This window comes from Ensifer canadensis (assembly GCF_017488845.2).
Taxonomy (GTDB): Bacteria; Pseudomonadota; Alphaproteobacteria; order Rhizobiales; family Rhizobiaceae; genus Ensifer; species Ensifer canadensis.
On record NZ_CP083370.1, the window covers coordinates 3,388,488 to 3,402,515 of the forward strand.

A 14,028-nucleotide genomic window follows, 5' to 3' on the forward strand; every position below is an offset into this window, starting at 1 on the left:
AAAGTCATGAAGGACATCGTCGTCATCGGAGCAGGCAAGATCGGCTCCACCATTGCTCGCATGCTCGCGCACACCGGCGATTACAGCGTCTGCGTTGCCGACCGTAGCGCCGAGCAGCTGGGCCAGATCGAGAAGCATGCCGCCATCACGACGGCAGCCGTCGATATCGGCGACAAGAAGGCGCTCGTTGCCCTTCTCTCCGGCAAGTTCGCCGTTCTCAGCGCCGCCCCGTTCCACCTGACGGTTGCCATTGCGGAAGCCGCTGCCGAAGCCGGCATCCACTACCTCGACCTGACCGAAGACGTCGAATCCACCCGCCAGGTCAAGGCGATCGCCGCCAAGGCCAGCACCGCCTTCATTCCGCAGTGCGGCCTCGCACCGGGCTTCATCTCCATCGTCGCCAATGACCTTGCCAGCCGCTTCGAGACGCTCGAAAGCGTGCGCATGCGCGTCGGCGCGCTGCCGCAGTACCCGTCGAATGCGCTCAACTACAACCTGACCTGGAGCACCGACGGCGTCATCAACGAGTATATCGAGCCCTGCGAAGCGATCGTCGAAGGCAGCCTGATCGAAGTTCCCGCCATGGAAGAGCGCGAAGAATTCTCGCTCGACGGCGTGACCTACGAAGCCTTCAACACCTCGGGCGGCCTCGGCACGCTCTGCGAATCGCTGAAGGGCAAGGTCCGCACCCTGAACTACAAGACGATCCGCTATCCCGGCCATGCCGCCATCATGAAGGCGCTGCTGAACGACCTTGGTCTGCGTCATCGCCGCGAAGTCCTCAAGGACATCTTCGAAAACGCGCTGCCGACCACCACCCAGGACGTCGTCGTGATCTTCGTGACGGTTTCGGGCTTCCGCGAAGGTCGCCTGATCCAGGAAACCTACGCCAACAAGGTCTATAGCGGCGTCGTCGCCGGCCGCATGCAGAGCGGCATCCAGATCACCACCGCCGGCAGCATCTGCGCCGTGCTCGATCTGCTCGCCAACGGCAAGATCGCATCCAAGGGCTTCGTTCGCCAGGAAGACATCGCTCTCGATACCTTCCTCGCAAACCGCTTCGGTCACTACTACGCCCAGAAGGGCGAGACAGAACGCGTCGCCGGCTGAGGCCACTCGGCTCGTCTGCGCTGACTATAATGCCCGGGTCCTGCCCGGGCATTTTTTATGTGTCGAACTGAACGTCGCCGCTTCGATTACCGCGGTTTCGACCCGAAACGTGTTGGATGGCCGTATTATGTCCGGCCGAACTCATCCTCGATGCGGATGATGTCGTCCTCGCCGAGATAGGACCCGGTCTGAACCTCGATCAGCTCCAGCGGGATCTTGCCTGGATTGTGCAGTCGGTGGACGGTCCCCTGCGGGATATAGACGGACTCGTTTTCATGCAGCAGACGGGTTTCGCCGGCCATGGTGATCTCCGCCGTGCCACGCACGACAATCCAGTGCTCGGCCCGATGATGATGCTTCTGCAGCGAGATCTTCTTGCCGGGGCTGACCTTCAGTCGCTTGACCTCGTAGCGCTCGCCGCTGGAGACCGAAGAGACCGCGCCCCAGGGCCTGTAGGACGTCGGGTGCTCCTGTGTAAGCCCTAAGGTTGCCTGCGACCGTGCGAGCACCTTGACGATGTTTCCAACGCTCTGGCTGTCTTCCAGGCGCCCGACATAGACGGCGTCTTCGCTGGCGATCACGGCGATATCGTCAAGCCCCTGCACAGCAAGGTGGATGTCGCGGGAGAGCACTAATGAGTTGCGCGTGTTCGCTACCGTCGCCTTGTCGGTAACGACATTGCCGTCACCGTCCTTGCGACCGATCTTCCACACGGCATCCCAGCTGCCCAGATCCGACCAGGCGAATGAGGATGGAACGACGGCAGCGCGAACGGTCTTTTCGAAGACCGCGTAGTCGACGGAAATATCCGGCGCCTTGGAGAAGGCCTTCGCTTCCAGCCGGCTGAAATCGAGATCCTTGCTGGCGCCCTCGACGGCCGCCTTTGTCGAGGCATAGACGTCAGGCGCATAGAGCTGCATCTCGTCGAGGAACACCTTAACCGGCAGCATGAACATGCCGGAGTTCCAGAGATAGCGCTCGGTCGCCAGCATCGCCTCTGCCTTGGCGCGATCCGGCTTCTCGACGAAACGGGCAACCCTGTTGGCGCCGGCCGGCAACGCTTCCCCAAGTTCGATATAGCCGTAGCCGGTCGCGGGCTCCGTCGGAGTGATGCCGAACGTCACCAGTTCACCGGCCTCGGCTGCCAGCTGCGCCCGCAGCATGCAATCGATGTAGACCGCTCCGGCATCGATCTCGTGATCGGAGGCGAGCACCTGCATGATCGCCGCCTCCCCGAACTTGGCGAGCACGACGAAGGCGGCCGCCGCCAGTGCCGGCGCCGTGTTGCGTGCCACCGGCTCGAGCAGAATATCGCTGAGCGGCGCATCGACGGCGCGCGCCTGTTCGGCGACGATGAAGCGGAAATCGCTGTTGGTGACGATGATCGCCGGCTCATACAGCCTGCTATCGCTCACCCGTTCCAGCGTCTGCTGGAACAGCGATCGATCGGACAGGATCTGCAGAAACTGTTTCGGCGCGCCCGAGCGCGACAGCGGCCACAGGCGCGTACCTTTTCCACCCGCCATGATCACGGGAACGATCTTAGACGTCATGCCAAGCCTCTGCGCGCATCGAACGAGAGTCCATCCATACAGGACCGATGCTAAAGAATGCCTGAAGCCGGCCGTGCAAACAAACCGCACCAAAGGTGAGGCATGCCCCTCACTTCGGATAGGACGCCAGCTTGCCCATCGTCTTACGCCGTACCAATTCGCATCGGCACAACGATGAGGCGGCTCTGTCGCGGCCATCGCGGGCAACAAAAAACCCCGCTCGAAGGCGGGGCTTTTTCATTGGTTTATCCCGTCGGGATGTCCCTTTCAGGCCGGGATCACGATTTCCCCGAGCTTCGTCAGTTCGGCGATGAACTGCTCGGCGCGCGTCTTCTTCTCGTCGCCGGCACCGTCCAGCTCGGCACGGACCGCCTCGATGCGCTTTTCAAGCGCGGTGCGGTCGAGTTCGTCGACGTGCACGGCGGATTCGGCAAGCAGAGTGCAGCCGGTCGGCAGGATATCGGCAAAGCCGCCGAAGACGGCGAACCGCTCGGTCTTGCCGTCAGCCGTTTTCACGGTAACGACGCCGGGCTTCACCGTCGTCATTGTCGGGGCATGATTGGCCATCACGGTCATCTCGCCCTCGGTCGCCGGAATGACGACTTCCGTCACCTTCTCGGAGAGGAGCAGGCGCTCGGGGGAAACAAGCTCAAAATTGAAACTGTCGGCCATGACCATTCACTTCTCGTGGGCGCGCCACCTGAGGTGGCAGGCTGTGCATGTCTTCCCTGCTCCGCAATATGGCGGAACGCAGGATGAAAGCCTCGGCGCATCGCTGCGCCGAGGCTCACGATGCTATCAAGCGGCTTCTGCAGCCAGCTTCTTGGCCTTTTCGACCGCTTCTTCGATCGAGCCGACCATGTAGAACGCGGCTTCCGGAAGATGGTCGTAGTCGCCGTTGACGAGGCCCTTGAAGCCCTTGATCGTGTCTTCGAGAGCGACGAGCTTGCCCGGAGAACCGGTGAAGACTTCGGCCACGAAGAACGGCTGCGACAGGAAGCGTTCGATCTTACGAGCGCGGGCGACGGCCAGCTTGTCCTCTTCCGACAGTTCGTCCATGCCCAGGATGGCGATGATGTCCTGGAGAGACTTGTAACGCTGCAGGGTCGTCTGGACCTTACGCGAAATCTCGTAGTGCTCTTCGCCGACGATCATCGGGTCCAGCATGCGCGACGTGGAGTCGAGCGGGTCAACGGCCGGGTAGATGCCCTTTTCAGCGATCGAGCGCGACAGAACCGTCGTTGCGTCCAGGTGGGCGAACGAGGTTGCCGGCGCCGGGTCGGTCAAGTCGTCGGCCGGAACGTAAATGGCCTGAACCGAGGTGATCGAACCCTTGGTCGTCGTGGTGATGCGTTCCTGCATCTGACCCATGTCGGTCGCCAGCGTCGGCTGGTAACCCACGGCCGATGGAATACGGCCGAGCAGAGCCGAAACTTCGGAGCCTGCCTGGGTGAAGCGGAAGATGTTGTCGACGAAGAACAGAACGTCCTGGCCCTTGTCGCGGAAGTCTTCAGCGATCGTCAGACCGGTCAGAGCGACGCGAGCGCGGGCGCCCGGCGGTTCGTTCATCTGGCCGTAAACGAGGGCTGCCTTCGAGCCTTCGCCGCCGCCGAGCTTGTTAACGCCGGACTCGATCATTTCGTGGTAGAGGTCGTTGCCTTCGCGGGTACGTTCACCCACGCCAGCAAATACCGAGTAACCACCGTGCGCCTTGGCGACGTTGTTGATCAGTTCCATGATGAGAACGGTCTTGCCGACGCCTGCGCCACCGAAGAGGCCGATCTTGCCGCCCTTTGCGTAAGGAGCGAGAAGGTCGACGACCTTGATGCCGGTGACGAGGATCTGCGCTTCCGTCGACTGCTCGACGTAGGACGGCGCGTCCTGGTGGATGGCGCGCTTGCCCGACGTGATCAGCGGACCAGCTTCGTCGACCGGCTCGCCGATGACGTTCATGATGCGGCCGAGCGTTTCATCGCCAACCGGAACCGTGATCGGTGCCCCGGTGTCGGTGACCGGCTGACCGCGGACGAGACCTTCGGTCGAGTCCATGGCGATCGTGCGGACGGCGTTTTCGCCGAGGTGCTGCGCGACTTCGAGAACGAGGCGGTTACCGTGGTTCTCGGTTTCCAGTGCGTTCAGGATCTGCGGAAGCTGGCCTTCGTCGAACACAACGTCGACGACGGCGCCGATGACCTGCGTTACGCGACCGACAGCGCCGGCTGCCGCAACTGCGGTCTTGGCGGAAGCTGCCTTCCTCGGTGCAGCCGGCTTCTTCGCCGCTGCGGTTTCTTTCGGGGTAGCTGCCTTAGCCATAATCCTTACCCTCTTCTCGTAACCTTAGAGCGCTTCCGCGCCCGAGATGATTTCAATGAGTTCCTTGGTGATCTGAGCCTGGCGCTGACGGTTGTAGTTCAGCGTCAGCTTATTGATCATGTCACCAGCATTGCGCGTCGCATTGTCCATCGCGCTCATCTTTGCGCCCATTTCGCCGGCGACGTTCTCGAGCAGGGCCCGGAAGATCTGCACCGAAATGTTGCGCGGAATGAGGTCGCTCAGGATCGCGCCCGCGTCCGGCTCATATTCGTAGACGGCCGAAGCATCCGATGCTTCCACTGCGACCGGGCCGGCCGAAGCGGGGATCAGTTGCTGTGCCGTCGGAATCTGGGCGATAACGGACTTGAACTCAGAATAGAACAGCGTGCAGACATCGAACTCGCCCTTTTCAAAGAGCGCGATGACCTTGTGGCCGATCTGGTCGGCATTCTGGAAGCCGATCTTCTTGACCTCACGCAGGTCGATACGATCGATGATCAGCGACGCGTATTCGCGACGCAGAATATCGAAGCCCTTCTTGCCGACGCAGATGATCTTCACCGTCTTGCCGGCGGCAAGCAGCTTGCGAAGGTGGTCGCGAGCGTGGCGGGCGATCTGCGAGTTGAAGCCGCCGCAAAGACCGCGTTCCGCCGTGCAGACGACCAGAAGATGCGTATCGTCCTTGCCGGTGCCGGTCATCAGCTGCGGCGCATCGTCGTCCGCGCCAACCGCCTGGGCGATGTTGGCGAGAACGGCAGCCATGCGCTGCGAGTAAGGCCGGGCGGCCTCGGCCGCCTCCTGCGCACGCCGAAGCTTCGCCGCGGCGACCATTTTCATCGCCTTGGTGATCTTCTGCGTCGCCTTGACGGAGGCGATCCGGTTCTTCAGATCCTTAAGTGAAGGCATCCGTTATCCGTCCTAAATGAAATCCGCTCAGGCGAAAGACTTGGCGAAGCTGTCGATTGCAGCCTTCAGCTTGCCCTTGACGTCGTCGGAGATCGCCTTGTCCTTGCGGATGGTTTCCAGGATGTCCTTACCTTCCGAACGCATGTACGAAAGCAGGCCCTGCTCGAACTTGCCGACCTGATTGACCGGCAGCTTGTCGAGGTAACCGTTGACGCCTGCGAAGATGACAGCAACCTGCTCTTCCGTCTTCAGCGGCGAGAACTGCGGCTGCTTCAGGAGTTCGGTCAGGCGTGCACCGCGGTTCAACAGACGCTGCGTAGCAGCATCGAGGTCCGAACCGAACTGCGCAAAGGCCGCCATTTCGCGGTACTGAGCGAGTTCGCCCTTGATCGAGCCGGCAACCTGCTTCATCGCCTTGATCTGCGCGGCGGAACCGACGCGCGAAACCGACAGACCGACGTTAACGGCCGGACGGATGCCCTGGTAGAACAGGTCGGTTTCAAGGAAGATCTGGCCGTCGGTGATCGAGATCACGTTGGTCGGAATGAACGCGGAAACGTCGTTGCCCTGCGTTTCAATGACCGGCAGAGCCGTCAGCGAACCGCCACCATTGTCGTCCGAGAGCTTTGCAGCGCGCTCGAGCAGGCGGGAGTGCAGGTAGAAAACGTCGCCCGGGTAAGCTTCGCGGCCCGGCGGGCGGCGCAGCAGGAGCGACATCTGACGGTAGGAAACGGCCTGCTTCGACAGGTCGTCGTAGCCGATCAGGGCATGCTTGCCGTTGTCGCGGAAGTATTCGCCCATCGCGCAACCTGCAAACGGTGCGAGGTACTGCATCGGAGCCGGGTCGGATGCGGTCGCAGCAACGATGATCGAGTACTGAAGAGCGCCACGCTCTTCCAGAACCTTCACGAACTGGGCAACCGTCGAACGCTTCTGGCCGATTGCGACGTAGACGCAATACAGCTTGTCGCCTTCCGGACCATTGTCGTGAATGGCCTTCTGGTTGAGGATCGTGTCGAGGATGATCGCGGTCTTGCCGGTCTGGCGGTCGCCGATGACGAGCTCGCGCTGGCCACGGCCAACCGGGATGAGGGCGTCAATGGCCTTGAGGCCGGTCGACATCGGCTCATGCACCGACTTGCGCGGAATGATACCAGGAGCCTTGACGTCAACGCGCGAGCGCTGCTTGGCGTTGATCGGGCCCTTGCCGTCGATCGGGTTGCCGAGCGCGTCGACGACGCGGCCGAGCAGTTCCGGACCAACCGGAACGTCCACGATGGCGCCGGTCCGCTTAACGGTGTCGCCTTCCTTGATGTCACGGTCCGAACCGAAAATAACGACGCCGACGTTGTCGGCTTCGAGGTTCAGCGCCATGCCGCGAATTCCACCCGGGAATTCGACCATCTCGCCTGCCTGAACATTGTCGAGGCCGTAGACGCGGGCGATACCGTCACCGACGGAAAGCACCTGGCCGACTTCGGAGACTTCTGCTTCCTGGCCGAAATTTTTGATCTGATCTTTAAGAATTGCGGAAATTTCCGCGGCGCGGATATCCATCAGCCGACCTCTTTCAGTGCAAGCTTAAGGGTAGAGAGTTTGGTGCGAAGGGAGGTGTCAATCTGGCGGGACCCGACCTTGACGATCAGACCTCCAAGAATAGACGGGTCGACGGTGACGTTAACAGTCACGTCTTTGCCGGTGACGCTCTTGAGCGTCGCCTTCAATTCAGTTTCCTGCGCTGCAGTGAGCGCATGGGCCGACATTACGTCGGCGGAGATTTCACCCCGGTGGCGCGCGGCGATCAGGCGAAACGCCTTGATCATGCCCGGCAGCGTGAAGAGGCGGCGATTGCGTGCAACAACCTTGAGGAAGTTACCGACGAGACCAGAAATACCGGCCTTGGCGGAGATCGCCGAAATGGCCTTGAACTGGTCGTCGGCAGAAAAGACGGGGCTTACGATCAGCCGCTTCAGGTCATCGCTGCCGTCGATCAGGGCCTGGACGCGGGTAAGATCCGCACCGACCGCCTCGACGGAACCCGCTTCGAGAGCGAGGTCAAAAAGCGAGGACGCATACCTTTCTGCAACACCGGAAATAAGCTGGGATGTGTCTGCCACGGGCACAAGCTTCTCTCAATTTCATCCAAGAACGGTGGTGGCGGCGAGCCGTCAACTTAACGTTTTGAATTTGCTGCAATAATTTGCAGGATATCGAGGCCTGGCGACCCACTTCCCCCGCAATTCGCGGTTCGTCTAGCATAGGATGTTTGGACTCGCAACACGCGAACGGCAGGAATGCGGCATAAGTCGACCCGGATTGGCCGAATTTGCCGTAAATTGGTTTCTGAGGATGTGAATCGCGAAAACGCGAGGGCGGCGGTCAGATCATTCCGAAGACATAAGCGAGCGGAAGTATGGCAAGTGCGGCCTGCACCAGGAGCGCCACCCAGTTGTAGAGCGTGCCGCCGTTGTCGCTCATCATGGAGAGAATGCGGCCGAAGGCGGCGAGCGCAAAAGCGGCGCCGACAGCGAGGTAGACCATCGGCTGCGCCAGCAGGATGGCGGCAAGGCCAAGGCCGGCATGCATGCCGCCCATGGTCGAGCGCGCCTCGGCCAGACCGCCGCGACGGCCTTCGGCAATGCCGATGCCGGCGGCGCGAAAGGTAAGCCGCGGCGCAAACAGCATGACGACACCGATCAGCGCCGCCACCGCCGCCGCACAGAAGGCGAGGAACTCGCCGGTTTCCGTCGGAATATAGAACTCCATGCCCCGTTCCCGCAGATGAGCGCCGATCTTGATCACGTCGCCACGGGACCAGTCCCCGTGAGCGAAGCGTCCCAGACCTCTAGCGCATGTTGCAGCCATTGTGAATCGCCCACGGGCCATTCACGGCCGCGATCACAGGAAACTCTGGGGATCGATGTCGAGCTGAACGCTGATCGAGCCGCGCTCCTTCGGGCCGGCGGCAATCATTGCCTTGACGAAGGCCTGCATGTCGCTGTTGCGGCGCCCGTGCACCAAAAGCCGGAACCGATGGCGGCCGCGGATCAGCGCCAGCGGCGCCTCGGCCGGACCGAGGATCGAAATGCCATCGGTGCGCGGCGCTGCACTTCGAAGTCCGCGGGCGTGGGTCTCGGCATCCTGGCGCGTATCGGCCGATACGATCAGCGACGCCAGCCGGCCGAACGGCGGCAGCAGCGCCTTTTCGCGCTCGGCGATCTCGCGGTCGTAAAAGGCATCCGCATCGCCCGAGACGATCGCCTGCATCACCGGGTGCTGCGGCTGGTAGGTCTGCAGCAGGCCGAGGCTCTTCAAACCCGTTCGGCCGGCGCGCCCGGTCACCTGCGACAAGAGCTGGAACGTGCGCTCCGCCGCTCGCGGATCGCCATTGGCAAGCCCGAGATCGGCATCGATGATGCCGACCAGCGTCATCAGCGGAAAATTGTGGCCCTTAGCGACAAGCTGCGTGCCGATGACGATATCCGCTTCGCCACGCGCAATCGCCTCCAGTTCCAGCCGTAGGCGCTTCACGCCCATCAGATCGGAGGAGAGCACGATCGTGCGCGCCTCTGGAAAATGGCGCTCGACCTCTTCGGCGATGCGCTCCACACCCGGACCGCAGGCAACCAAGTGATCGAAGGTGCCGCATTCCGGGCAGGCCTCGGGTGTCTTTTCCGCATAGCCGCAATGGTGGCACTGGATCTGGCCGCGGAAGCGATGCTCGACCAGCCAGCTCGAACAATCAGGGCACTGGAAGCGATGGCCGCAGACGCGGCAAAGGGTCAGCGGCGCATAACCGCGCCGATTGAGAAACAGCAGCGCCTGCTCGCCACGCTCGACGGCCTTGCCGATCTGGTTGATGAGAACCGGCGACAGGAACCCGCCGCGCGCTGGCGGATGCTGGCGCATGTCGACGACGCCGAGCCGCGGCAGCGCCGCATCGCCGAAGCGGGTCGGCAGATGGATCGGTTTATAGCGACCAACCTCGCCATTGACCCGGCTTTCGACCGATGGCGTTGCCGAAACAAGCACCACCGGAAAACCGGTGATGCGCCCGCGCACCACGGCCATGTCGCGGGCATTGTAGAACACCCGGTCCTCCTGCTTGTAGGCGGGGTCGTGTTCTTCATCGACGATGATCAGGCCCAGTTCCTCGAACGGCAGGAACAGCGCCGAGCGGGCACCCGCGACCACGCGCACCGTGCCGGTCGTCACCTGCCGCCAGACTTTTTCGCGCGTCCGCGGCGCGAGATCCGAGTGCCACTCGGCCGGCTTGCTGCCGAAGCGATCCTGGAAGCGTTCGAGGAAGCTTGCGGTCAGGGCGATTTCGGGCAGCAGGATCAGCACCTGCTTGCCGGCCCTGAGCGTCGCGGCAATCGCTTCGAAATAAACTTCGGTCTTGCCCGAGCCGGTGATGCCGTCGATCAGCGACACCGAAAACCCGCCCTGCTCGACAGCGGCCAAAAGGTCGGCAGCCGCATCCTTCTGCGGTCCTTCGAGCCGGTGGGCGGCGAATTCCGGGTCGGGAGCCGCTACTACAGGCGGCGGCGCCATGAAGACGGTCTCGAAGACGCCCTGCTGGGCAAGGCCGTCGATGACGCTCGATGACGCACCGGCCGCATGGGCAAGGCCCGAACGGGTCCAGGCAAAGCCGTCGCCGGCCGCTGCGATGACACGCTCGCGGGCCGTCGTCATGCGCTCCGGGCGCATGTCGGTCAGCCGCAGCGCCTCTACCATCGGTTCCGGATCGAAGGCCGCCGGCGCGCGCAGCGCCATGCGCGCCACCAGACCTGGCGGCGTCACGGTATAGGTCGCCACCCAGTCGAGAAAGCTGCGCATGTCGGGCGTCAACGGTGGGCAGTCGAAGACCTTTTCGATCGACTTCAGCTTCTTCGGATCGACGCTGCCATCATCATCGCCATCCCAGACGACGCCCACGACCAGACGGGGGCCGAGCGGCACCTGGACGATCGAGCCTGGCTCGACCGCCATGCCATCAGGCACCGCGTAGGAATAGGCCTTCGAGGCCGGCATCGGCACCAGAACTGGCACGACGCGACGGCCGGAAACAGGCCCGAATAAATCGGTTGAATCGCGAGTCATTTTGCCGTGACCTTGCCACGTGTTTCGGTTAAAGAAAACTGCGCTGCGAACCGCAGCCTTGCCGGCGCAGGGTTTCTCACGGTTCCACCAGAGTTTCAACGCGCGCGTTCTCTGCCAAAGGAATTCCTCCCGGTAGATATGCGCCCGAACGGCAATCGTGCCCCAAGGGAGTGACCCCATGAAATTTTTCGTTGATACCGCCGACGTCAAGGAAATCCGTGAGCTGAACGATCTCGGCCTCCTTGATGGCGTGACCACCAACCCTTCGCTGATCCTCAAGTCGGGCCGTGACATCACCGAAGTCACCAAGGAAATCTGCGGCATCGTCGAGGGCCCGGTTTCGGCCGAAGTGACCGCCACCGAATACGCCGAGATGATGAAGGAAGCGGCCGTTCTTTCGAAGATCGCCGACAACATCTGCATCAAGCTGCCGCTGACGCTTGACGGCCTCAAGGCCTGCAAGGCCCTGACGTCTGACGGTCATCAGACCAACGTGACGCTGTGCTTCTCGGCCAACCAGGCGCTGCTTGCCGCCAAGGCCGGCGCGACCTTCGTTTCGCCCTTCGTCGGCCGCCTCGACGACATCGCGTTCGACGGCATGGACCTGATCCGCGAAATCCGCCACATCTTCGACAACTACGGCTACGAGACCGAAATTCTCGCCGCCTCGATCCGCACCGTGAACCACGTCAAGGAAGCTGCCCTCATCGGCGCCGATGTCGTCACCGCACCGCCGGCAACACTGAAGGCACTGGTCAAGCACCCGCTGACCGACAAGGGTCTCGAAACCTTCCTCGCCGATTGGGCGAAGACCGGCCAGAAGATCGCCTGATCTTTTCGCGATAAAGATTCGAAGGCTCCGCAGCGATGCGGGGCCTTTTTTATGCGTCATCGTCGTCCATCAGGCCGGTGAGCCGCATGCCGTCGATCCAGGTGGCGCTGTCCTTGCGGATCACCCGGCGGGCGCGAACGCCGCAACGCTCGCGGATGGCATCGGCCAGACGCTCCGAATGGGTGACGATCCAGATCTGGCTGTCGCGCGAAGCACTGGCGATCATGTCGGCGAGCGCCGGCAGCATATCCGGATGCAGGCTGGTTTCCGGCTCGTTGAGCGCGATGAAGGGCGGACGGCGATAGGAAAGCAACGCTGCCGCAAGCGCCAGAAACCGCATCTGCCCGTCAGACAGCTCACGCGTCGAAAACGGCCGCTGCGGGAAATCGGGAAAGACCAGCGAGAATTCAGCAAACTGACCCGGATGCGGCACGTCCAGATAGGCGCCGCCGAAGGCATCGGCGATGGCGCGGTCGAGATCGACGGTGTCCTCGCGGGTATGGCGCAGTGTCGCAAAGACCGCCGCCATGTTGGTACCGTCCTCGTCCAGCGTCGGCGCGGTGACCGCAAGGCACGGCAGGCGCAGGGGTGAATCGCGATCGGTGCGGAAGCCGTGGAAGAACCGCCACTGATCGACGGCCCGGCGGAAGGTGCCGATCTCGGGATAGTGCCCGGCATCGCCCAACAGCGCGATGGCCGTCTCCGATTGCAGCGCCTGCTCGGGATAGTCCTCCATCCGCCCGCGGTCGCCGCGCACGAAGATGCCGGGACCGGCGCGCTTCATCATCGTCACCGGACGTCGTCCGGTCTCGACGCTCAGCTCTTCTTCCTTGACCTGCGGTTCATAGGCAAATCCTGCCGCCGCCTTTGGCGGACGCAAGCCGGCTTCGATCCTGTAGCGGAAGGTGATGGCCCGCTCCTCGTCCATCAACTCCGTCTCGAGCCGGATGCGCGCCGGTTTGTCGGCCCGTCGCCGACCGCTCCAAAGTGCGGACGACATGCCGCCCTCCTTGGCGATCTCATGGGCAAGGTTGCCGCGCACAGCCGCCTGCACCAGTTGCAGCGCGCGATAGAGATTGGATTTGCCGACGCCGTTCTCGCCGATAAACAAATTGACACCGGTCAGATCCATGCGGATCGACTTCAGGGAACGGTAATTTTCGGCGAACATCGAACGAAGCAGCATAGCTCTGCTTTAGCGCATTCCCGCCATCACATGAAGGGATCAGCAGGCAACGGAAGCGCGCACCATCGGCCGAAACACCGCATCGGCGTCGCGCGCCAGTTCGGACACCGTGTGACGTTCCAGTGCCTTCGTCACGTCGACAGCGTCCCCGTCCAGCGCCTCTGGCGCAATGAGGTTGCCGATGCGGAAATCGAAGAGGTCACCCTTCTTGTTGAGCAACTCGTGGAACACCGTCATGTCGCGCAGTTCGGTCGACCACTTGGCAAACCAGTAGAACAGGCCGGAGTTGCGCGCGCTCATATGAACCGGCAGGATCGGCAGGCCGTATTTGCGCGCAAAGCCGACCGCCGACGTCTTCCACGGCCGCTCGTTGAGACGGCCATCGGCCCAGTAGGCGATGCGGCCGGAGGGAAACAGCACCGTCGCCTTGCCCTCGCCGATCGCTCGGTTGGTCACCTGCAGCGTTTCACGGGCCTTGAGCTTGCTCTTGTGCTCTTCGCGCCATTCGACCGGAATGACCATCTCAACGAAACGCGGGTTGACGCGGATCGCGTCGCGGTTGGCGAAGAACATCATGTCCGGCCGCCGCGTCTTCAGGAGATCGAAGACGGCGATGCCGTCGGCAATCCCGGTCGGATGATTGCTGACCAGCAGGAACCCGCCCTTGGCAGGAATGCGCTCGGCCCTATCGACACGCACGTCGAGTGAGAGAAGCAAACTCAGATGCTCGAAGGCATGGAAGCCCGGCACGTTGGCCACGGCGTCGGCGAATTCCAGCGCCTTTCGGTAGTTCAGAAGCGTGTAGAGAAAGGGCCGGATAACGGGCCACATCGGGCTCCTGACGATCCTCTGGCCGCGTTCGGCAATGAGTGTATCGACGATGTGGCCGGGCTGCCCTTGCGAGACCAGGGCGATCACTTCAGCAAAATGCGCGAATCCGTTCACCGAATCCCGTCCCGCCATGGTTTCATCCGATTCTTTGCGGCTGAACATCGCAACTCAATATGATCGAAGGATGACAAAAT

The 14,028-nt window shown here is 62.3% G+C and carries 12 protein-coding genes; 2 read left to right on the plus strand and 10 right to left on the minus strand.

Features of this window, described 5'->3' with window-relative positions:
- Window positions 1-6 precede the first annotated feature (6 nt).
- On the plus strand, window positions 7-1,110 hold the full coding sequence (locus tag J3R84_RS16470) for a saccharopine dehydrogenase family protein (RefSeq protein WP_025425061.1): 1,104 nt from the start codon (window positions 7-9) through the stop codon (window positions 1,108-1,110).
- 125 nt (window positions 1,111-1,235) lie between these two features.
- Here the strand turns inward: J3R84_RS16470 and J3R84_RS16475 are convergent, their stop codons facing one another.
- The 8 genes from J3R84_RS16475 to J3R84_RS16510 form a co-directional block, all read right to left on the minus strand.
- Complete coding sequence (locus J3R84_RS16475; RefSeq protein ID WP_025425062.1) at window positions 1,236-2,663, minus strand: mannose-1-phosphate guanylyltransferase/mannose-6-phosphate isomerase; 1,428 nt, start codon at window positions 2,661-2,663, stop codon at window positions 1,236-1,238.
- A gap of 267 nt (window positions 2,664-2,930) precedes the next feature.
- Complete coding sequence (locus J3R84_RS16480) at window positions 2,931-3,335, minus strand: F0F1 ATP synthase subunit epsilon (RefSeq protein ID WP_025425063.1); 405 nt, start codon at window positions 3,333-3,335, stop codon at window positions 2,931-2,933.
- A gap of 126 nt (window positions 3,336-3,461) precedes the next feature.
- Window positions 3,462-4,976 (minus strand): F0F1 ATP synthase subunit beta, encoded by a 1,515-nt coding sequence (atpD, locus tag J3R84_RS16485; RefSeq protein ID WP_025425064.1) that lies wholly within the window; start codon window positions 4,974-4,976, stop codon window positions 3,462-3,464.
- A 24-nt stretch (window positions 4,977-5,000) separates the two neighbouring features.
- Complete coding sequence (locus tag J3R84_RS16490; RefSeq protein ID WP_025425065.1) at window positions 5,001-5,882, minus strand: F0F1 ATP synthase subunit gamma; 882 nt, start codon at window positions 5,880-5,882, stop codon at window positions 5,001-5,003.
- A gap of 27 nt (window positions 5,883-5,909) precedes the next feature.
- On the minus strand, window positions 5,910-7,439 hold the full coding sequence (gene atpA, locus J3R84_RS16495) for a F0F1 ATP synthase subunit alpha (RefSeq protein WP_025425066.1): 1,530 nt from the start codon (window positions 7,437-7,439) through the stop codon (window positions 5,910-5,912).
- Window positions 7,439-8,005 (minus strand): F0F1 ATP synthase subunit delta, encoded by a 567-nt coding sequence (locus J3R84_RS16500; RefSeq protein WP_025425067.1) that lies wholly within the window; start codon window positions 8,003-8,005, stop codon window positions 7,439-7,441. The genes atpA and J3R84_RS16500 overlap by 1 nt, the downstream gene beginning before the upstream one ends.
- A gap of 256 nt (window positions 8,006-8,261) precedes the next feature.
- Window positions 8,262-8,648, minus strand: a complete 387-nt coding sequence (locus tag J3R84_RS16505; RefSeq protein WP_025425068.1) for an AGROH133_08824 family phage infection protein — start codon at window positions 8,646-8,648, stop codon at window positions 8,262-8,264.
- 132 nt (window positions 8,649-8,780) lie between these two features.
- The gene (locus tag J3R84_RS16510) at window positions 8,781-10,985 is read right to left on the minus strand and encodes a primosomal protein N' (RefSeq protein WP_025425069.1); all 2,205 of its coding nucleotides are present in this window, start codon (window positions 10,983-10,985) and stop codon (window positions 8,781-8,783) included.
- 178 nt (window positions 10,986-11,163) lie between these two features.
- On the opposite strand from J3R84_RS16510, the gene fsa reads away from it, so the two are divergent.
- A complete protein-coding gene (fsa, locus tag J3R84_RS16515; protein ID WP_025425070.1) occupies window positions 11,164-11,817 on the plus strand; it encodes a fructose-6-phosphate aldolase in 654 nt (217 codons plus the stop codon).
- A 49-nt stretch (window positions 11,818-11,866) separates the two neighbouring features.
- Here fsa and J3R84_RS16520 read toward each other — a convergent pair whose 3' ends face one another.
- Both J3R84_RS16520 and J3R84_RS16525 read right to left on the minus strand, forming a co-directional pair.
- The gene (locus tag J3R84_RS16520; protein WP_203528592.1) at window positions 11,867-13,003 is read right to left on the minus strand and encodes an AAA family ATPase; all 1,137 of its coding nucleotides are present in this window, start codon (window positions 13,001-13,003) and stop codon (window positions 11,867-11,869) included.
- Between the two features lie 39 nt (window positions 13,004-13,042).
- Window positions 13,043-13,966: a GNAT family N-acetyltransferase gene (locus J3R84_RS16525; RefSeq protein ID WP_203528594.1), complete on the minus strand. Its 924-nt coding sequence runs from the start codon at window positions 13,964-13,966 to the stop codon at window positions 13,043-13,045.
- Window positions 13,967-14,028 lie beyond the last annotated feature (62 nt).

What these genes read in the sequence shown, in the direction of transcription:
- J3R84_RS16510 (WP_025425069.1), bottom strand. Translation starts at nt 10,985, where the DNA reads ATGACTCGCGATTCAACCGATTTATTCGGGCCTGTTTCCGGCCGTCGC.
- J3R84_RS16470 (WP_025425061.1), top strand. Translation starts at nt 7, where the DNA reads ATGAAGGACATCGTCGTCATCGGAGCAGGCAAGATCGGCTCCACCATT.
- atpD (WP_025425064.1), bottom strand. Translation starts at nt 4,976, where the DNA reads ATGGCTAAGGCAGCTACCCCGAAAGAAACCGCAGCGGCGAAGAAGCCG.
- J3R84_RS16490 (WP_025425065.1), bottom strand. Translation starts at nt 5,882, where the DNA reads ATGCCTTCACTTAAGGATCTGAAGAACCGGATCGCCTCCGTCAAGGCG.
- atpA (WP_025425066.1), bottom strand. Translation starts at nt 7,439, where the DNA reads ATGGATATCCGCGCCGCGGAAATTTCCGCAATTCTTAAAGATCAGATC.
- J3R84_RS16475 (WP_025425062.1), bottom strand. Translation starts at nt 2,663, where the DNA reads ATGACGTCTAAGATCGTTCCCGTGATCATGGCGGGTGGAAAAGGTACG.
- J3R84_RS16520 (WP_203528592.1), bottom strand. Translation starts at nt 13,003, where the DNA reads ATGCTGCTTCGTTCGATGTTCGCCGAAAATTACCGTTCCCTGAAGTCG.
- fsa (WP_025425070.1), top strand. Translation starts at nt 11,164, where the DNA reads ATGAAATTTTTCGTTGATACCGCCGACGTCAAGGAAATCCGTGAGCTG.
- J3R84_RS16525 (WP_203528594.1), bottom strand. Translation starts at nt 13,966, where the DNA reads ATGGCGGGACGGGATTCGGTGAACGGATTCGCGCATTTTGCTGAAGTG.
- J3R84_RS16505 (WP_025425068.1), bottom strand. Translation starts at nt 8,648, where the DNA reads ATGGAGTTCTATATTCCGACGGAAACCGGCGAGTTCCTCGCCTTCTGT.
- J3R84_RS16480 (WP_025425063.1), bottom strand. Translation starts at nt 3,335, where the DNA reads ATGGCCGACAGTTTCAATTTTGAGCTTGTTTCCCCCGAGCGCCTGCTC.